Here is an 18,336-nt window from a genome sequence, read left to right on the forward strand (position 1 = left end):
TTGCAAAACAAGGTTGCAGCCTGGGAAAAATCTCAATCCAAACCGCCAACCAACTTCAAACTGCCAAAAGGTTATTTACCCACCGAAAGTATCTGCACCCAGCTGGAATTGTTGACTTTGCTTTTATTTTGAGTTGAGTTATAATGTTTCAAATATGAGTATACTTCCGATCATAATAACAGTTGCAGGGTTATGCCTTTTCGAAACTATCAGCAGCATAGATAATGCGATTATCAATGCCGAAGTAGCTTCAACCATGAGCAAAAAAGCACGAAAATGGTTCCTTACCTGGGGATTGTTCTTCGCTGTCTTTGTCATTAGAGGCCTGCTACCGTGGATTATAGTTTGGCTCACAGTCCCGTCTCTAGGCCCGATCGGAGCATTAGTCGCAACTTTCAGCAGTGATCCGGCCGTTAAGGAAGCGATCGAATCAGCTGCGCCCACATTATTAATCGGAGGAGGGACATTCCTCGTTCTGCTGTTTTTTCATTGGCTCTTGCTGGAACAAAAAGAATTCGGTCTTCCGGGAGAAAGGTTCATCCAAAAGCATGGAGTATGGTTCTACGCACTGGCTTCTTTGATATTGGTAGTCCTGGTATGGTGCGCGGTAAAGCAGGATCCCTTTATGGCTTTAGGAGCAGTAATCGGTTCCTCAGCTTTTTTTATCACCCATGGGTTCAAACAAAATGCCGAGAAAAGCGAACATGAACTCATTGAGAAAAAAATGTCTGACGTCAGTAAGATTTTTTACCTGGAAATTATAGATGCTACCTTCTCGATTGACGGCGTTCTCGGAGCTTTCGCTTTTACGCTTTCCGTACCGATTATCCTCCTGGGAAACGGTCTGGGAGCAATAGTTGTGCGACAGCTGACCGTAGGCAATATAGATCGTATAAAAAAATACGTTTTTCTGAAAAATGGTGCGATGTATTCTATTTTATGCCTGGGAACTATTATGGTCCTGGATAGTTTTAGCGTTCATATCCCTAGCTGGGTTTCACCTCTGGTAACCTTTACCGTCATAGGATATTTCTTTTTCAAATCAAAAAAAGCTATTCTAGCAAATGAAGCTTCACTAGCCACGAACTAAGCCTATTCAATAATTCTATAGATTACCCGCCTTCCCCGGCGTGAAGCTGAATTTCTTACTACAAGAGACTTCTGCCGAAAAAAACTTCACATCTTCAACCGAATAAAAACTTTGAGGGCTGAATTTTTCAAGAATTTTCGAGATATCCTTAACGCTAGTTCTCTTAATAATAGCATTTAGAAGAATAACCCGACCGTCCGAAGATTCGCACTCTGTGGAAGTAATATTAATGCTATTCTCCTCCAGATATTTTTTTACTGCCGGAACATTTTTTCTCATTACTATTCTTATCACAACGGTGCCTAACGACAACTTTTCTTCGATATACATACCCACGAACGTTCCAGCCGCAAAACCTCCGCCATAAGCGATATAACACCAGATATTGCTAAGGTTCTGCATTATCTGGCTAATCGCAAGCAGCCAGATCAGCACTTCGAAAAAGCCAAGAAAAGGAGCAAAATATTTGAATCCTTTTGAAACAAAAATAATACGTAGGGTTCCGATACTTACATCGCAGATACGTGAAAGGAAAATGAGAAACGGAAAAACAAACAACGAATAGATACCTGAATGAGCAAGTGCCATATCAAACATTATATATCTCCAAAGAAAATTCTATTTTTGGAACTATGTGCTGGAACAACTACGGGATTACCATGTGGGTCATTAAGGTGAAGGGAAACTCTATTTCTTAAAAATAAAAAAAACTGCTCCTATAATCATCGCAAATCCGACGAGGTAATTCCATCGGAACTGCTCTTTCAAATAAAAAACAGAAAACCCGGAGAACACAACCAGGGTAATAACTTCCTGAATGACTTTCAGTTGTGCTGCCGTAAACGTTCCATGCCCGATTCTGTTCGCCGGCACTTGAAAACAATATTCAGCAAACGCGATCAGCCAGCTGACAAGAATAACGATCCACAACGGTGAATGCTTATACTTCAGGTGGCCATACCAGGCAAATGTCATGAATATATTTGATATGGTCAAGAGGATTATTGTCCTCATTTCGCACCCGATATACCAGTAAGGAATTATTATTCACCCAAAATAAGTACGATAAAATTCTAAACGCTGTATCCTGGTCTGTCAAGGATTGTAAGCTGTCTCCTACGGTCAGGTTTTAATTTGATTTGACACGTGTCGTTAGTGATATGCTGCGACAGATGGCGAGTTTGTGGAGCTCAAGAGATAGTTTACATATGACTAAAACAGCTATAGTATAGCGAGCATTAATGAGAAAGAGGTGTTACTCATGATTAGAACAGGCAATCCGGCATTACAAGGAGACTTAGTGCCGAGCACTCGATCTTTTGACCCTTTACAAGAAATGAGCATTGAAGGCACCACAAATAAATCCTTCATTCTACTGGCATTAGCTGCCCTAAGCTCATGGTGGATATGGTCTAATCCAACGCTCATGTCATTATTTCTCGTTGGCATGATCGGCGGATTTATTGTTGCACTAATTACTATTTTCAAAAAAAACTGGGCCCCCGTCACAGCACCTCTCTATGCCGTTCTCGAAGGATTTGCACTCGGAGGATTATCGGTATATATGGAACTGGAATATCCTGGCATCGTGCTCCAAGCTATAAGCTTAACCTTCGGAACGCTTTTCGTAATGTTAGCAGCATATAGAACAGGAATTATCAAAGTAACAGAAAAATTCCGGCTAGCTGTATTTATTGCTACCGGAGGAATTGCGCTCGTTTATATAACTGATCTCATATTGAGTTTGTTCGGAATAAAAGTATCCTTTATTTATCAGAATGGCGCAATTGGCATACTATTCAGCCTCTTTGTTGTTGCAATAGCAGCCCTCAACCTGATCCTCGATTTTGATGTTATCGAAACCCTATCCGCAAGCGGAGTGCCGAAATATATGGAATGGTATGGAGCATTCAGCTTGATGGTAACGCTCGTCTGGCTCTATCTCGAAATTATAAGATTATTGTCAAAACTAAGGAACAGGTAATAATTTTTATTAATAAATACCCTGAGTTCGACATAAGAGAGGGATACTTTGTAGTGACAGGAAAAAATCTATCGGAGACAAGTTCCCCCTCACCGATCACTCGTAACATGTAACTAACAAAGACAGCTTATATCGAACTGACGTATCGTATTGATTATTGTTCTATCATTATCAGCAATTACCATAGCTGCAACTACGAATAGCAATCTTGCAGAAAGGAACACCTCTATGAAAAAAAGGGTTTTAGTCGCGTATTCCACCAAATACGGATCAACAACTGAAGTTGCCCAAAAGATATCTGAAGTTCTGAACGAATCCGGATTCGCCTCTGAAGTAAAAAATGTCAAAGAGGTCAGTGATGTAGGCTCATATGATGCAATCATCGTTGGCAGTGCCATCTACGTGGGCAAAGTATTACCGGAATCACTCAACTTCGTAACCAAGCACAAAACATCGTTAAGTAAAGTACCAATGGCCTACTTCGTAGTCAGCGGACGTTATGGCGATAATCCCACCAAGAATTTTACTGAAGCGGACGGAAGCATGAACCCATTTAGAGAGCTGGTCAAACCGATAGATACGACAGTTACCGGAGGCAAAATTGACTATGCCGCATTGAACTTTTTCGAAAGGATCATGTGCAGGTTGCTCGGTGCGAAAGAAAGTGACCATCGTAACTGGACTGAGATTGAAAAATGGGCAAAAGGGCTATCCGGAAAAATCTAACTAACCGCTAGCTATTAGTATATGCTACTGATGGAAAAGGTTGGAGATTTTTCTTCCCTTTTATAACAATAATAGCTCCCGAAGAACGCTTAAATTTATCAACATAGCCGATAACGTCAAAACAAAGGGTATCGCCTTTTCTATACTCAATCGATTCGTTAATTATATTGGAGCCTTCATTAATCGCTTTATTAATAAAGCTAAAAAGCTTTTCATTGTTCATATATCGGAAAACACTTTTATTATTGGCTTCTCCTGAATTAATTTTCAAATATTTCTCTGCAGCCCCATTGATTGCTGTGATTATTTTGCCTTTGTCAATTATTAATATACCTTCATCGACATCATTAATTATATCCCTGATGATATTAGAGGTCGTGGCAATTTTGTTAGCCTTAAGCTGATCGAACTCTATCATCCTGTCAAAAGCGGCATTGAGTGCAGTTGCCAGGTTATTTATAATTCTTGATGAAGACGAGCAGTCGAATCGATCAACAAAATTACCTGTCCCTGTGATTTTCTTCAGGTCTACAATAAATGCCACGAGAGGATCTCTAATTTGCTTTATTATAAACACGATAACAAGTAAGGTTATCACAATTATTAAAAAAAACAGAAGTACCAACTGAACAATAAGAGGGAGGATTATTTCTTTGTTTACAGCTATCAATGAAATATTATTCTGTACCTCAACAGTAGATATAAGGCCTAATTTTTGATATGCAGAAAAAGATGAATATAAAAAAAACATAAAAACCATTGAAAATAAAATAAAAATAGAAATATAACTGACAAATATTTTTTTGGTCAGGAAAAAAACCCGGTTATTAATCCCTGCTTTAGTCGCAACTTTGGACGAGAACATGTTAGTCTCCTTTTTTGATATTATTAATATTTTCGTCTGATCCTATTATCATAAGAATGTCATTATCGTTTATCACATCGTCTGCACCTGGGACTTCATTTATCACTTCTTCAAAAATAGATTCTCCCATTTCGCTTACACTTGGTATTTTACTTTTTATTGCGATAACATTTATATTGTAGTTTTTCCTGAAATTGATCTCGCCGATCTTTTTTCCAATACAGAATGGAGGAGCAGATATCTCAATCAAACTATGTCCGGGAGATATCTCCAGATACTTTTCCACATCAATAGTTGCGATTGTGTTTGCTATATTTATTCCCATTTGTTCTTCTATATTTATTATTTCATCAACACCGATATATTTAAGTATTTGCTGTTGAACGTTAGTAACGGACCGGGCCAATATCTTATCAACCTTCATGTTCTTAACTAAGGCTGAAGTTAACAGATTTGCCTGGATATTATCACCGATAGCAATAATGGCTATATCCACCTTATCAAGCCCTATCGCCCATAGTGCCTTTTCGTCAGTTGAGTCAACGGTATAAGCCTGGAAAACCAGATCTTTAATATCATCGACTTTTTCAGGATCGATATCTAGCGCAATTACCTCATTCCCTTTTTGAGAGAGTGTTGTTGCGACTTTAAAACCAAATTGTCCGAGTCCAATAACTGCAACACGCCTTGATGTCATTTGTTACCTCCTGGCAAGCTAAGATTAATTGTAAATATTCTAACTACTCATCCTACTAAAACTTTCTCTTCAGGTAAAGAATATTTTATTTGCTTTTGTTTTCTGGTTAACGAATAAGCCAATGTAAGTGGACCAACTCTTCCAACCAACATCAACAATATAATAATCAGTTTTGCGTGTTCGTTAAGCATAGGCGTTATTCCAGTTGACAACCCTACTGTTCCAAAGGCTGAAATAGCTTCAAATATTAATTCATGCAAGCTATGCTCTTTATCAACAATCAAAAGAAGGAAAATAAAAACAGAGAGTATCATTAAAGATAGAAACAAAACAGCCAGGGCTTTGGTAACATTACTCTCAGGTATCTTTCTGCCAAAGGCTTCAACATCTTTTTTCATTAAAAGTATTTGCCTTACTTTAAGCCACAAGATTCCGAAGGTCGAGGTTTTTATCCCGCCTCCGGTTGATCCGGGAGACGCCCCGATATACATGAAAATAAATAACATAAAAATTGTCGGGAGGTGAAGCATGCCGATAGATAGAGTATTAAAACCGGCAGTCCTGCTCGACACAGAAAGGAAAAATGAATGAAGCAACTTATTCCCGAGTGAAAAGCCTGCCAATGCACCAAAATACTCGAGGAAAAACACCAGTCCCGTACCGACAACTAGCAACCAAAAGGTTACAGTAAGAACAATCCTTGAATGGACATTAAGTTTTTTGATCGATTTTATAGGTTTTAAAATATTAAATGACTTTAAATCGAAATGAACTTCAAAGCCCAAACCACCCAATATAATTAACAAACAAATACAAAGAAGGAACAATGGAGACTGTATGCCGGCTAAACTATCTGAGAACAGGCCAAAACCAGCATTACAGAACGCAGAAATAGAATGAAAAACTGCATAAAACATTCTTTTAAGCATCCCAAAATGCTGAAGAGAGCTTGAATTATATAAAATAGTAGCGCCAAAGATCTCGATAATTGCGGTGTATTTTATTATAGCAATAACTATAGCGCGTAGCTGATTGACATCGTTAATGTCCATCAGGCTTTGAAGCTGTGTAGAGGTCTTCCCTTGGATTTCTTTCTTCAACAACAAGGCAAAAAATACCGAATAGGTCATGATGCCCAATCCACCAATTTGTATAAGCATTAAAACAATTATTTTTCCCCATAGCGTTAAGGCAGTAGATATGTCGATCGTAGCCAGCCCGGTTACACAGGTAGCTGACGCAGACGTAAACAAGGCATCAATCCAAACAACAGGCTTCGCTTGTGAAAACGGGAGCATCAATAATAATGCGCCAATAAATATTGTTGATAAGAAACCTAAGACAAATACTTGATTTGCAGAAAATAAATGTCGTTTTTGAGCCATACCTTCACCACACCTAATATGCAACGAAGCCTAAGTCTATAGCCTAAGCTCCCCAAAGTAAACAAGACAATACATTATATTATTGTATCAAAAATATCCCAAAGTTCAGAGCTGATCAAAGTTTTCAGCCTGCACACAAATTCGACGATTGGTTAACACAAAAAAACAAATGAGTAAGTAGTTTGCACCACTCACCCATTTATCATATAAGAAAGAGAATATTCTTTTATAGTCAAAAAGTTATTTCTTCACACCTTCTTCATTAAGGCTTCGATTAAACTCAGATAATTTTTTTCAAGATACTGTAAAAAATTCACTACCCTATGATTTACGACAGAAAACTGTATTCGAAAATCGTAGTATTATTTACAATGCCCGCACTTGCATTTATGATGACGTTTATGCATCATCATGGCAATAAAAAACCCGGATACTCCTGCCATGAGAAGATGCGCATATTCCATGACCGGAACAAACCTGGTGTATTTGTCAGTAACTTCGATGACCCCGACCGGCTTAACGCCCAAACATCCACCGCCGCCACTGCCTTCGCCACCGGAAGACGGTTCCTGGACTTCAGTTGCCTTATTAGGATTTGTACCCCCGCCTCCGCCAAAACCATAGCCGATCTTAGCTACCGGAATAATCGTTTTCCCATGCGCTTCAATAGGATCTCCGTATACTTTTTTTACACTGGCACTATCCTGCAAACTTTCTGCTATAGACTTGAGAAAATTTTGAACATCCATAACCATACCCCCTTTTGAATATAATTTATGGCAGCCAACATACACGATAAAGGTGATTAATAAAACAGGAAAATATCGTTATTCTCGTAATAAATTATTACACCCAAACCGCATCTGTCGGAACCGAAATCTATAGTCGGGTACGGACTTCATAAATGCCTGCCAAGATAGATGCTATCGCTAAAGGAATAATAAAATAGATTATCCGGTACAACAATAATGACCCGATAATTACCGGTGCAGGCAAATAAAAGGACAGCATGTAAAGAATGAGCGTATCGAATACCCCGAGCCCTCCCGGAACATGGCTGACAATTCCGGCAATTTGCGCCAGCAAAAAAATAGCGAGATAAGCAGGATAAGAAAGGTCAGTATACGAAGGCAACAGAACGTAAAGAACACTTCCCGCAAACAAAAAATCCCCTACTCCCAGAAGAAATTGTAGCACTACCAGTTTTATGGATGGCAAAATCAGCTCCCTATTTCCCCAAGTTATTGGTTTCCGATAGAAAACGATAAAGCCAAAGTAACCCATGGCTATTGATAAAAGCACTATGCCCAGAAGCCGTATATTTGTAAAAGGCAACCGCTCCAGCATAGACGAGTCTTGAGGACTCAGCACAAAAACGATACCGCTCGCGGTAAGCAATCCGACTAAAAAGGTAACGACACTAAAAGTGATAACTTTTGTTATCTCCGAATTGTTAAATCCCCAAGCAGAATAAAACCGGAACTTAACTGCGCCGACACTGAAAATCGACAACCCTATATTGATACTGAAAACATTGCTGATAAAGGATGCGAAGGCAATATAACCATAGTTTAACGGATGCCGGATGTAATATAAGGCAACGACATCATAAAAGGTCAATAGCAAATAACTGAGAAGAGAAAACAAAGCAGCAAAAAAAATTCTGCTCCCGGAAATACTGGTTAAAGCATGAAGGAAATCGCTGTAGGTGTAATTTCTCAATTCATTATAAAGGATTGAAAAAGATAAGATCAACAATAAAATCACTACTAATTGTCCGGCAATTTGTAATAATTTTTTTGTCATTATCCGAACCCTCCATAACAATCAGTTAAATTGATATAATTTTCGTTCGTATTATATAAACATAACAGCTATTATTCAAAGCATAATCTTCAATACAACAACTGCATTTTTTTACAGAAAAATAATCATTCGAAGAAGAAATCAAACGAACTGTCAAAACGAAATTAATCCGGTTATAATTGGAATGACGATTATTCCGATAAAAAAGTTATAATGTTTAGCCTGCTGCCGATCGCGGGTATGAAGTATATTTTCTAATTTCGAGGAGAATTAATATGAATATTAATATATTAGAGTTTATCAGCAAAGGCGGAATAGTAATGTACCCGTTACTGATGATAACCTTCCTTGCCTTCACCTTCAGCTTTGACAGATATTTCGCGCTGAGAAGGAACCGCAGCTTTAAGGGATTGATAGATAAAGTGCGGGAACTGTTAAAAGAAGGGAAATTCGAAGAAGCCGAACAACTCGTCGCGAATAAAAACGGAGCTATCCCTCGATTACTGGAAAAAGGCATCTATTATATACACCACGAAGAATCCTTAGTCGAGGATCGGTTAAAAGAGCTGATTTACGAAGAAATGATCGATCTGGAAAAACATTTACCAACAATCAGCACATTTGCCGGATTAATGACGCTGATGGGCCTGCTAGGAGCTGTAACAGGAATGATCTCAGTGTTTAATGATATCGCGATGGTCGGCACCGGAGATGCGCAGGCTGTAGCACGAGGCCTATCGGAAGTATTGGTAAGTACACAGACCGGCCTTGCAGCAGCAATACCTACCCTCTATTTCCATAATCACCTATCGATCATGGTTGATCAGATTGTACTGGACCTTAAGCGCACGGCAACTATGCTAATCTTCATGTCCCGATTACATAAACAGAAAGGTTAATCATGTTTGACGAAGAATTCCGTGTAGTTCGGCAACGACGATGGGTGGACCTTACCCCGCTGGTTGATCTTACGTACATATTATTTATCTTTTTTATTGTCACTACCACCTTCGCAAAAACCGGGATACCGGTCAACGCACCGCAATCGAAACATGTCGAGTCAACCAAGTTAGTCCAGCTTGATGTATATATCGACAAGAACGGGAGTTATTTTTACGAGAGCGCCCCGATAACCGGACCACAACTCCATCAGCTTATCCAACAGAAAATACTAGTACATAAAGATACGGTACTTGTCCTCAATCCGGATAGAGACACCAAAACACAATATCTGCTGGATGTTATCGACATAAGCAAGGATGCGGGAGCGACAAATTTCTCTATCGCCTCAAAAAAGAAACTATGAAAAAGTCTGCATTCCTCTCAGCATTGTTAATAATTTTTCTGCTCTTTTGTCTTTCCAACCAGCATAACAAAAAAAATACTTACGTCATCGAGAGTACTACGATTGTCTTAAACGAACTGAGAACAAACGAGATTACCACTCAAATCCCTGCCAAACCAAAGCAGCCCACCCCGAAAGCCCACCCCAAAACAATTGCCGAAATTGATAAAGCAGTACAATCTCAGACAAGAGAGGGTCGGCAGGAAGCTCAGGCCAACAACCCGGATATTATTTCTATTGGCAGCAGTAAAGATCTGCCGGTTGCGCAGCCGCAAATGCAACCATCAGGAGAGGATAGTACTGCACCTCCGGCAAGAATTGTCGTTCCCGCCGAACAACTCCCCTCGGTGCCATTATTGTTGTATGGTTCTCAGCCGGAATACCCTCCCTTTGCGCGAGAGCACGCCATCTCAGGGCACATTAAAATACAAATGCTCGTTAATGAAGAAGGAAAAATCGAAGAATTGAAGGTCCTCGAAGGCAACGACGAATTCGGGTTTATTACCGCTGCGAAAAAAGCTATCATACACTGGAAATTCGAACCCCTCAGGTATAAAGGCAGACCGGTTGCGTTTCTCCTGGATAAACCCTTTAAGTTCATTATAGAAGATTAATGTTTGCCATACCTCTCATTTCACAAAAAAACCTCCGTAAAAGAAATATGGAACGAAGCTATTTCCGTAAAGCTCAAGGCGATTCTTTTACTGGCATGGCAATAAAAAGTCCGGTTATACTGGAATTTTCCCATTTATTTGTCTACAATAATACTATTAAAAGGAAAGAAAGGCCGCGAATTATGGAAATCTCTGATATTATCAACCAGACTAAAAGAATGATTGAAAACAAGGAATATAACAAAGCGCTTAAATTTACACAATCAATCGAGGATATTGCAGGAGACCAAAAAGCTCAGATACTATTTCTTACAGCTATCATCTACTTCAAGAAAGAAAACTACTCGAAAAGTGCGCACTATTTCGAACAGATCTTTGATTATGTATTAGAGAATTTTTCATCTCACTGGGACGGGCACGAGTTAATGTACAGCTTGTTTTTAAAAAGAAAATATGATCTGTGTTATAAATATATAGACAAATACCTGTCAGCAAATCAGCATGACGGCGGGGCGTACAAAGCAAAAGGAATAATGCACTATAAAATGGGAAACTGCGAAAAAGCATTGGAAACATTTTTACTTGCAGTATCGCTTCTCCCCAATGACAGCCAATTAATGCTTAACATCGCGCAGATGCACAAGGAGCTTGAAAACCGAAAAGAGGCTATGTCATTTTATGAAAAAGCCTATGAATGCAGTAACCTGACCCCGGATAGTAAAGCAAAAATCATCAACAGTATATTTGACGCTATCATCTTTGAACGGCAGGGTGACTGTAATTCTTGTAACGGGCAAGACACATGCTGCCAAAACGTTACCCTATCCTATTTTAGTAAACAGATTAATTCTCAGTCGCTATTGAACCAATTACTGATAATAGATCCTCGATGTAAAAACTGGGTACATACCGCAACAAATGAATTTGGCAATTGGCTATTCAACTGTAAACATTTAACAACTGACAGAAAATGCGCGATTCACAAAAAAAGACCGCAGTTATGCAGAGATTTTCCTAATCATTTCTGGGACACAAAAAGTTATGTTAACTGTTCATACCAGTTTGTGCTTCAAAATGATATCCCGGCGTTTACTTCAGCAGCGTTATTAAAGGAAATACTGCGGGTACTAGAAGAGGAAAACAAACATGCTGAAATAAAAATCCTGAAAGAACAAAACCAGGGCCTTTCAGGTATAATTGGAATATGAAATACCTTATTTACATCGTTGCATACAATGCGCAGGACCATATTAGCGGTGTATTGGAAAGAATTCCTGCCGATTATCGGAATAACCCGAAATACTCCATTCTGATAAGCGATGACTGTTCCAGCGATGCAACTTCAAAAATAGCCTTTGAGACCTGCAAGAAATTGGGCTTCAAGCATTTCAACATATTCAGGACAAAGGTTAATCAAGGATATGGCGGCAATCAAAAAATAGGATATCGTTATGCCTGCGATAATAATTTTGATTATGTCATCTTATTACACGCTGATGGACAGTACCCCCCGGAAGAACTGCCGGCCTTCGTTGCACATTCCAAAAATGCTCCCGATGTCATCTTAGGATCAAGAATGCTTGAGAAAAAAAACGCACTCCGCGGCGGCATGCCGATATACAAATTTTTTTCGAATATACTGCTCACCAAAATACAAAACGCGCTCACTGGCACTAACTACTCCGAATATCATACCGGTTATCGGGCATATGCAATTTCTTTTCTAAAAGCTATCCCTTTTGAATTAAACTCAAGTGATTTTGATTTTGATACTGATATTTTGCTCCAAGCCAAAATACTCAACAAAAAAATCACAGAATTCCCGATTGTTCCCAGATACGGAGACGAAATATGCCATGTTAATTTAATTAAATACGGACTAAATATCCTCAAGATATCGCTAAAATTCCGTTTACAGATCTTAGGTATCGGCTGCAGTTTAAAGTTTCGAGGAAGTAAGCAATTTGCTTACAAAAAAAAGGGACCCTTCAAATACTCTACCCATCATCATCTTCTCGATATCATAAGCACGAAAAAACCAAAAAGAATACTGGATATTACAGCAGGAATAGGACCGTTAACCGAACCTCTCAAAAAGCAAGGCATAGAAATAACCGGAATCGACCGGAACGACCGTCAGGAGAATTATTACGACAATTTCTATAAAGCTGATATTGAAAGTTTTGACTGGGATAAGCTAACCGGAAAGCCATACGACATGGTATGCCTACTCGAAATACTGGAACATCTGAAGGAACCCGAAGACCTGCTTATCAAACTCAAAAAACACCCGCTGCTTGATAATGCGTTGTTTATTATAAGTATCCCGAACACTGCCTTTTTCATAATAAGGATCAATATGCTGCTGGGCAGATTTAATTACGCTGATCGCGGTATCTTAGATATCGACCATAAGCGTTTATTCACATATTCTTCCATCCATAATGTATTATTGGAATGCGGGTACAAGGTAAACAAAACGATCCCTGTCCCGCCTCCTTTCGAATTACTTGGAACAAATTTCATATCTCGAAAAATCAAGGATCTTTTTCATTATTTGGCAATCCCTCTTCCAGGGCTTTTCGCCTTTCAAGTTATTACTATAGCTTATAGCATTCCAGTAGCCATAGATGTTTATATGCCATACGAAGACTATAGTTTAAATATACGACAATGATCTCTGTCACAAATCTGAATAAACTAACGATAAAAACCAAATTATTTAGCTGTAACATTATAATTTAGCACCTTTCTTAGTTCTGTTTATGTATCGATCCTTTTAGCGGATAGTTGCAAATATTTGGGGGCTCATTTGGGGCTCATTGCGGACTTTCCAAGATAGATAAAGCTGGCCGAATAGATCACGAACGGCGGATTATTTTGAAAAAAACAGGCTAACAGGACTAACAGATTCTCGGTAACTGATCACCAGACAGGACATCAACGATCCGATGGCTGCCTAGAAAGGTCTTAATGCTAACAATAGGCTCACCAGTAGAAACTTCTCCGATTAATGCGGCATTTTTCCCATAAGGGGATTTTTTTAGCACCGCTAAAACTTTTTCAGTTTCTTCGGGATCTACAAAGATAAGTAGTTTTCCTTCGTTTGCCACGTAAAGAGGATCTAGGCCCAGCAAATCACAGGCACCTTGGACTTGAGGATTTATAGGCAATTGCTCTTCATAGATAGTAATAGCAACAGCAGATTGCTGCGCAATCTCATTGAGAGTTGTAGCAACTCCGCCCCGGGTAGGGTCCCTCATACAACGAATACCGCTACAAATAGCAAGCATCTCTGAGATCATGTTATTAAGAGGAGCACAGTCACTCTCCAGGGTTGTCTGAAAAGACAAGCCTTCACGCAAGCTCATAACAGCGATCCCATGGTCCCCAATAGTACCGGAAACAATAACATTGTCTCCTGGATGAACATACTCTCCACCAATCAGATAGTTTGATTTCTTTATGCCAATCCCGGTGGTGTTAATGAAAATACCATCAGCAGCACCCTTTTCAACTACCTTTGTATCTCCGGTAACAATAATGACACCAGCCTCATCAGCTGACTTTTTCATTGAACCGCATATTCGCCGAAGGTCTTTCATTAAAAGCCCTTCTTCGATAATAAAACCAACTGTAAGATACTTAACCTCCGCGCCACTCACCGCCACATCATTCACGGTTCCGCAGACTGCAAGTTTACCGATATCGCCGCCAGGGAAAAAATACGGGCTGACAACAAAAGAATCCGTCGATACAGCGATTGTCTCTCCGGCCGAACATAAGGCAAAATCATTAAGCTTATTCAATAACGGATTGGAAAAATACTCATTAACAATTTCATTGACCAGTCGATGCATCATCTTTCCCCCACTGCCGTGAGAAAGCAATATAGTCTCTTCCATCATTATACCTTTCCGCAATTCAAAAATAATTACAATATTTCTAATTCCTTGAGTATCTGAAGTGTTTCCTGCGCATCAGCTTCCTCAAGTTTATTAATCGCAAATCCGGCGTGAACAAGGACCCAATCTCCGATGTTAACATCAACCAAAGCGATACTGATTTTTTGCTTTATATCCTGAACAGATACTATCGCACTATTATTATCGCCTTTTTCAATAACCATTGCCGGTATCCCTAGACACATACTACATCACCTCATTCGCAATTATTAATTGACCCAAAGCAAGTCCCCCGTCTCCCGGAGGAAGTATACGTTGTAAATAGACCTTAAACCCTTTTCTCGTTAACGCTTCTTCTGATTTACTGCTGATAAGAGAGTTCAAAAAAACTCCCCCTGACAAAACCACACGATCAAGCCCCGTTTCAGTGCGTAAAATATCACTGATTTTCAGGATATATCTGACAACAGTGTTATGAAATTTCGCACTGAGAATCGATGAAGGGATCCCTTTCGCCTCTTCCTCAAGAATGGATCTTATGATATTTTTCCAGTCCCATATATAATAGTTGTCTTTGCATATTATTTCAACCGGGTAGTCATCCACCACCGCTTTATCAGCAATACTCTCAAGGATAATCGCAGCACCAGCCTCGTACCGGGCATGATTACCAAGTCCCAACAACGCAGATACGCCATCGAACAATCTACCCATACTGGAAGTATCTGGAGAATTAACACGTTTCTCTATCATCTGAGTTAAGATGGTGAGTGTTTCCTGCTTAATATCACGAAGAAAATCAAACCGTCGCAAATCGCAAGCTCCTAAAGAATTAACAATCAACGAAAGCGCTGTTCGATATACTTCATCACTGCATTTATCGCCGCCGGGAAGCCGGAAGTAGTCAAGATGGCTTTTCCGTTCAAACTTCGAGTACGAAACAATCCCACTCTCACACCCCCAGATGGCGCCATCATCGCCGTATCCCGTCCCATCCATGGCAATGCCGATTACCTGCCCGTCAATACCGTTCTCCGCCATGGTGCTCACAAGATGAGCATGGTGATGCTGAATCCCGATGACAGGAAGTTCCTTTCCTTTGGCCCATTCGGAAGAAAGATATTGAGGATGCTTATCGCAGGCCAGGATATCAGGAACCAGTCCGAATTTCCGTTGATAATCCAAAATACTCTCTTTAAAAAACCGGAACGTTTCTATATTTTTCAAATCTCCGATATGAGGTCCGACAAAAATAGTATCCCCTCTGTTAATTGCAAAAGTATTTTTTAACTCAGCACCAACAGCAAGTATGGTTTTTTTCAAACCCTTGTGCTTGATAATTCCAGGGACATATCCACGTGCACGGCGTATCGCCTGTGGCTTTTCATTGATTACTTTGAATACCGAGTCATCGATTCGGTTAGAAATCTCTCTATTATGGACCAGAATATAGTCAGCAATAGAAGCTAGGCCCTCCAACGCAACAGCATCATCTTTAATGATCGGCTGTTCGGAAATATTAGCGCTGGTCATAACCAGTACCGGAATCTGTTCCATTAATAACAAGTGGACAGGCGTATATGGCAGCATCACACCAAGCGAATTATTGTCGACCGATACATTCGAAGCGATATCGGCAGATTCTCTTCTTTGCAAAAGAACAATTGGATTCTGAGCACTAGAAAGCAGAAGCATTTCTGCTTCGGAAATATAACAGTATCTTGTCACCGTCCCGATATCTTTACACATAATTGCAAAAGGCTTATCTTCTCGATATTTGCGTTCCCGCAAGTTCTTCACCGCATCATGACTTCGAGCATCACAACATAATTGATACCCACCTAAGCCTTTTATTGCAACAATCTTTTCAAATGCTAGCTGTTGTATTGCAACCCCGATCGGGTCAACAACATTTTCAATGCGCCCTTGAGCCGAATTATATAATGCCAATACAGGTCCGCATACCGGGCACGCATTCGGCTGGCTATGATATCTCCTATCAGAAGGAGTATCATACTCAGCCTGGCATAGCGGGCACATTGGAAACGACTTCATGGTCGTATTTACTCTATCATAAGGAATATGTTCAATGATTGAATACCGCGGGCCGCAATAGGTACAGGTTGTAAATGGATAACGATACCGGCGGTTCTGTTCATTCAAGAGATCGTCCCGGCAATCTTTACAGGTTGAAAGGTCCGGCGAAATATACATTTTATTTTCGTTATCTGTTTTACTGTTTATTATTGAGAATTCTTTATATCCTGAACTGGATGTACTTTGGACTTCCAGTGAATCGATAAAGGCAATTGCAGGCTTTTCATTTTGCACTTTATCAAGAAATATCGTAAGGATTTCCGGTTCGCTTTCAGCCAGGATAAAAACACCCTTGGAAGAGTTACCTACATATCCGGCAATACCTAATGAATTAGCCAAACGGTATATAAACGGGCGGAACCCTACCCCTTGGACAATTCCGGAAATTTCGATGTTATATGCTATTCGGGACATTAATATGAGTTTCTAACCAGTTAATCCATGTATCGATCCCAGTCTCTTTGCGAGCAGATATCTCGAAGATAATAGCTTCCGGATTAAGCTGAGTAATATCCTTTTTGGCCTTCTCCAAATCAAAATCGCATAATCCCAGCAAATCGATCTTATTAATAATAACCACATGCGCTTTAGTAAAAATTGAAGGATATTTGACCGGCTTGTCATCCCCTTCGGCAACGCTCAGCACCACAACTTTATAATCCTCTCCAAGATTATACTCAGCAGGACATACCAGATTCCCAACATTCTCAATAATTAACAAATTCGTATCATCAGAGATAAATCCTGATTGAATCGCTTTTTTTACTTGATTTGCATCAAGATGACATCCGCCACCGGTATTAATCTGCATAACAGGCCGTTCGAATTTGCCGATCCTCTGAGCATCAAGCGTTGTAGCAATATCTCCTTCGATAACAGAAATTTTCAACAGCGACTTCTGCGCATATTCCAATGTTTTTTCAAGAACAGTTGTCTTCCCGGCTCCCGGAGAACTGATGAGATTCAAGACAAACATCCCTTGTTTTCTAAAAAACTCCTGATTCTCTTCTGCAAGCGCATCATTTGCCTTGAGCACATTTGTTAAAACTTTAATTTCCATTATACAACCTCATTCTCTCACCAGCTAAGATGAGCTATTCTAATTCAATACTTTCAATATAAAATTCATTTCCACTAATAATTGAATATCTCAACGAATCGCAATTCGCACACATCCAAGGAAGATCATCCACAACATACTCAGTTTCACATTTTTTGCATCGAAGCCTGACAGGATTGGTAATTATCATCATCTCAGCATTATCGGCAATCGTACCTTCTTTCATAATATCAAAGCAAAAAGTCAACGAGTCACTGACAATCCCTGTAAGTCTTCCGATTCGGATATTAATCTTGATAATTTTTTCAGCTTTCGCCTTTTTACCCTCTTCCAAACACAAATCCATGATATTCTGAGCGATACTCATCTCGTGCATAACAGTACTTTCATTAATCAAAATATAACAGTCCTTTTTATTTTACACCTTTCATTTATACAATCAATGTTTATTTTGATTATATTATTGTAATCAACTTAAACAACAATCGGCACTGACCATCTTCCTTTTAATTCGAGGTCATTTCGCAGGCCAACTGAGATCAATATTGCAGGGCAATCGCTTGCTGACGGTTTGTCGTACCTGCTAAAAACATGCTGGAATGACAGGAGTTGATATGCTAATTAACAGGATATCGACTAAGTATGCGATTGCCTGTCGATAGGGTGCAGATACTTTCGGTGGGTTAAGCGACTTTTAAGTAATTATCGACGACATAATCCCATTCATTAGATAAATAACGAGCTCGAAGAGCAACAATGCTT

At 39.6% G+C, this 18,336-nt stretch carries 20 protein-coding genes; 8 read left to right on the plus strand and 12 right to left on the minus strand.

Translation table 11 applies throughout. From position 1 onward, the window contains the following. The first annotated feature begins 154 nt into the window (after window positions 1-154). Window positions 155-1,090, plus strand: coding sequence for a hypothetical protein (locus DKM50_13835; protein PZM77067.1), 936 nt, complete (start codon window positions 155-157; stop codon window positions 1,088-1,090). Window positions 1,091-1,105: 15 nt separating this feature from the next. Here the strand turns inward: DKM50_13835 and DKM50_13840 are convergent, their stop codons facing one another. Together DKM50_13840 and DKM50_13845 are read right to left on the minus strand one after the other, a co-directional pair. Then, complete coding sequence (locus tag DKM50_13840; protein ID PZM77068.1) at window positions 1,106-1,687, minus strand: hypothetical protein; 582 nt, start codon at window positions 1,685-1,687, stop codon at window positions 1,106-1,108. A 90-nt stretch (window positions 1,688-1,777) separates the two neighbouring features. Next, entirely contained in the window at window positions 1,778-2,104 is a 327-nt protein-coding gene (locus DKM50_13845; protein ID PZM77069.1) for a hypothetical protein, read from the minus strand. 247 nt (window positions 2,105-2,351) lie between these two features. On the opposite strand from DKM50_13845, the gene DKM50_13850 reads away from it, so the two are divergent. Both DKM50_13850 and DKM50_13855 read left to right on the plus strand, forming a co-directional pair. Further along, a complete protein-coding gene (locus tag DKM50_13850) occupies window positions 2,352-3,074 on the plus strand; it encodes a hypothetical protein (protein ID PZM77070.1) in 723 nt (240 codons plus the stop codon). A 228-nt stretch (window positions 3,075-3,302) separates the two neighbouring features. Further along, complete coding sequence (locus tag DKM50_13855; GenBank protein ID PZM77071.1) at window positions 3,303-3,800, plus strand: hypothetical protein; 498 nt, start codon at window positions 3,303-3,305, stop codon at window positions 3,798-3,800. Between the two features lie 7 nt (window positions 3,801-3,807). On the opposite strand, the gene DKM50_13860 is transcribed toward DKM50_13855, so the two are convergent. The 5 genes from DKM50_13860 to DKM50_13880 form a co-directional block, all read right to left on the minus strand. Beyond that, the gene (locus DKM50_13860) at window positions 3,808-4,665 is read right to left on the minus strand and encodes a hypothetical protein (protein ID PZM77072.1); all 858 of its coding nucleotides are present in this window, start codon (window positions 4,663-4,665) and stop codon (window positions 3,808-3,810) included. A 1-nt stretch (window position 4,666) separates the two neighbouring features. Continuing rightward, complete coding sequence (locus tag DKM50_13865) at window positions 4,667-5,362, minus strand: TrkA family potassium uptake protein (GenBank protein PZM77073.1); 696 nt, start codon at window positions 5,360-5,362, stop codon at window positions 4,667-4,669. Between the two features lie 47 nt (window positions 5,363-5,409). Continuing rightward, window positions 5,410-6,747: a Trk family potassium uptake protein gene (locus DKM50_13870; GenBank protein PZM77074.1), complete on the minus strand. Its 1,338-nt coding sequence runs from the start codon at window positions 6,745-6,747 to the stop codon at window positions 5,410-5,412. A 362-nt stretch (window positions 6,748-7,109) separates the two neighbouring features. Further along, window positions 7,110-7,502 (minus strand): hypothetical protein, encoded by a 393-nt coding sequence (locus DKM50_13875; protein PZM77075.1) that lies wholly within the window; start codon window positions 7,500-7,502, stop codon window positions 7,110-7,112. Between the two features lie 124 nt (window positions 7,503-7,626). Further along, the gene (locus DKM50_13880) at window positions 7,627-8,553 is read right to left on the minus strand and encodes a hypothetical protein (protein PZM77076.1); all 927 of its coding nucleotides are present in this window, start codon (window positions 8,551-8,553) and stop codon (window positions 7,627-7,629) included. Window positions 8,554-8,828: 275 nt separating this feature from the next. On the opposite strand from DKM50_13880, the gene DKM50_13885 reads away from it, so the two are divergent. Genes DKM50_13885 through DKM50_13905 form a run of 5 tightly spaced genes read left to right on the plus strand, consistent with a single transcriptional unit; the run spans window position 8,829 to window position 13,189 of the window. Next, a complete protein-coding gene (locus tag DKM50_13885) occupies window positions 8,829-9,452 on the plus strand; it encodes a hypothetical protein (protein PZM77077.1) in 624 nt (207 codons plus the stop codon). A gap of 2 nt (window positions 9,453-9,454) precedes the next feature. Next, complete coding sequence (locus DKM50_13890; GenBank protein PZM77078.1) at window positions 9,455-9,859, plus strand: hypothetical protein; 405 nt, start codon at window positions 9,455-9,457, stop codon at window positions 9,857-9,859. Beyond that, the gene (locus DKM50_13895; protein PZM77079.1) at window positions 9,856-10,512 is read left to right on the plus strand and encodes a hypothetical protein; all 657 of its coding nucleotides are present in this window, start codon (window positions 9,856-9,858) and stop codon (window positions 10,510-10,512) included. The genes DKM50_13890 and DKM50_13895 overlap by 4 nt, the downstream gene beginning before the upstream one ends. Continuing rightward, window positions 10,512-11,720 carry a hypothetical protein gene (locus DKM50_13900; protein ID PZM77080.1) on the plus strand — a complete coding sequence of 403 codons (1,209 nt, stop codon included), beginning with the start codon at window positions 10,512-10,514 and terminating at the stop codon, window positions 11,718-11,720. The genes DKM50_13895 and DKM50_13900 overlap by 1 nt, the downstream gene beginning before the upstream one ends. Further along, entirely contained in the window at window positions 11,717-13,189 is a 1,473-nt protein-coding gene (locus tag DKM50_13905; GenBank protein PZM77081.1) for a hypothetical protein, read from the plus strand. Before DKM50_13900 ends, DKM50_13905 begins: the two co-directional genes overlap by 4 nt. 226 nt (window positions 13,190-13,415) lie before the next feature. Here the strand turns inward: DKM50_13905 and hypE are convergent, their stop codons facing one another. From hypE to hypA, 5 genes are read right to left on the minus strand one after another with little or no spacing between them, the layout of a single operon-like run. Then, window positions 13,416-14,417, minus strand: coding sequence for a hydrogenase expression/formation protein HypE (gene hypE / locus DKM50_13910; protein ID PZM77082.1), 1,002 nt, complete (start codon window positions 14,415-14,417; stop codon window positions 13,416-13,418). 29 nt (window positions 14,418-14,446) lie between these two features. Further along, window positions 14,447-14,662, minus strand: coding sequence for a HypC/HybG/HupF family hydrogenase formation chaperone (locus DKM50_13915; protein ID PZM77083.1), 216 nt, complete (start codon window positions 14,660-14,662; stop codon window positions 14,447-14,449). A 1-nt stretch (window position 14,663) separates the two neighbouring features. Continuing rightward, window positions 14,664-16,928, minus strand: coding sequence for a carbamoyltransferase HypF (gene hypF, locus DKM50_13920; GenBank protein ID PZM77084.1), 2,265 nt, complete (start codon window positions 16,926-16,928; stop codon window positions 14,664-14,666). Next, window positions 16,909-17,574, minus strand: coding sequence for a hydrogenase accessory protein HypB (gene hypB, locus DKM50_13925; protein ID PZM77085.1), 666 nt, complete (start codon window positions 17,572-17,574; stop codon window positions 16,909-16,911). Before hypB ends, hypF begins: the two co-directional genes overlap by 20 nt. 34 nt (window positions 17,575-17,608) lie before the next feature. Then, on the minus strand, window positions 17,609-17,974 hold the full coding sequence (hypA, locus tag DKM50_13930) for a hydrogenase maturation nickel metallochaperone HypA (GenBank protein ID PZM77086.1): 366 nt from the start codon (window positions 17,972-17,974) through the stop codon (window positions 17,609-17,611). Window positions 17,975-18,336 lie beyond the last annotated feature (362 nt).

Source organism: Candidatus Margulisiibacteriota bacterium (assembly GCA_003242895.1).
Taxonomy (GTDB): domain Bacteria; phylum Margulisbacteria; class Riflemargulisbacteria; order GWF2-39-127; family GWF2-39-127; genus GWF2-39-127.

Bases quoted from the DNA above. Each gene is read 5' to 3' on its own strand.
- DKM50_13860 (PZM77072.1), bottom strand. From the start codon at position 4,665: ATGTTCTCGTCCAAAGTTGCGACTAAAGCAGGGATTAATAACCGGGTT.
- DKM50_13835 (PZM77067.1), top strand. From the start codon at position 155: ATGAGTATACTTCCGATCATAATAACAGTTGCAGGGTTATGCCTTTTC.
- DKM50_13905 (PZM77081.1), top strand. From the start codon at position 11,717: ATGAAATACCTTATTTACATCGTTGCATACAATGCGCAGGACCATATT.
- DKM50_13895 (PZM77079.1), top strand. From the start codon at position 9,856: ATGAAAAAGTCTGCATTCCTCTCAGCATTGTTAATAATTTTTCTGCTC.
- hypF (PZM77084.1), bottom strand. From the start codon at position 16,928: ATGTCCCGAATAGCATATAACATCGAAATTTCCGGAATTGTCCAAGGG.
- DKM50_13875 (PZM77075.1), bottom strand. From the start codon at position 7,502: ATGGTTATGGATGTTCAAAATTTTCTCAAGTCTATAGCAGAAAGTTTG.
- DKM50_13840 (PZM77068.1), bottom strand. From the start codon at position 1,687: ATGTTTGATATGGCACTTGCTCATTCAGGTATCTATTCGTTGTTTGTT.
- DKM50_13880 (PZM77076.1), bottom strand. From the start codon at position 8,553: ATGACAAAAAAATTATTACAAATTGCCGGACAATTAGTAGTGATTTTA.
- hypE (PZM77082.1), bottom strand. From the start codon at position 14,417: ATGGAAGAGACTATATTGCTTTCTCACGGCAGTGGGGGAAAGATGATG.
- DKM50_13890 (PZM77078.1), top strand. From the start codon at position 9,455: ATGTTTGACGAAGAATTCCGTGTAGTTCGGCAACGACGATGGGTGGAC.
- DKM50_13850 (PZM77070.1), top strand. From the start codon at position 2,352: ATGATTAGAACAGGCAATCCGGCATTACAAGGAGACTTAGTGCCGAGC.
- DKM50_13855 (PZM77071.1), top strand. From the start codon at position 3,303: ATGAAAAAAAGGGTTTTAGTCGCGTATTCCACCAAATACGGATCAACA.
- DKM50_13900 (PZM77080.1), top strand. From the start codon at position 10,512: ATGTTTGCCATACCTCTCATTTCACAAAAAAACCTCCGTAAAAGAAAT.
- DKM50_13870 (PZM77074.1), bottom strand. From the start codon at position 6,747: ATGGCTCAAAAACGACATTTATTTTCTGCAAATCAAGTATTTGTCTTA.
- DKM50_13885 (PZM77077.1), top strand. From the start codon at position 8,829: ATGAATATTAATATATTAGAGTTTATCAGCAAAGGCGGAATAGTAATG.
- DKM50_13845 (PZM77069.1), bottom strand. From the start codon at position 2,104: ATGAGGACAATAATCCTCTTGACCATATCAAATATATTCATGACATTT.
- hypB (PZM77085.1), bottom strand. From the start codon at position 17,574: ATGGAAATTAAAGTTTTAACAAATGTGCTCAAGGCAAATGATGCGCTT.
- DKM50_13915 (PZM77083.1), bottom strand. From the start codon at position 14,662: ATGTGTCTAGGGATACCGGCAATGGTTATTGAAAAAGGCGATAATAAT.
- DKM50_13865 (PZM77073.1), bottom strand. From the start codon at position 5,362: ATGACATCAAGGCGTGTTGCAGTTATTGGACTCGGACAATTTGGTTTT.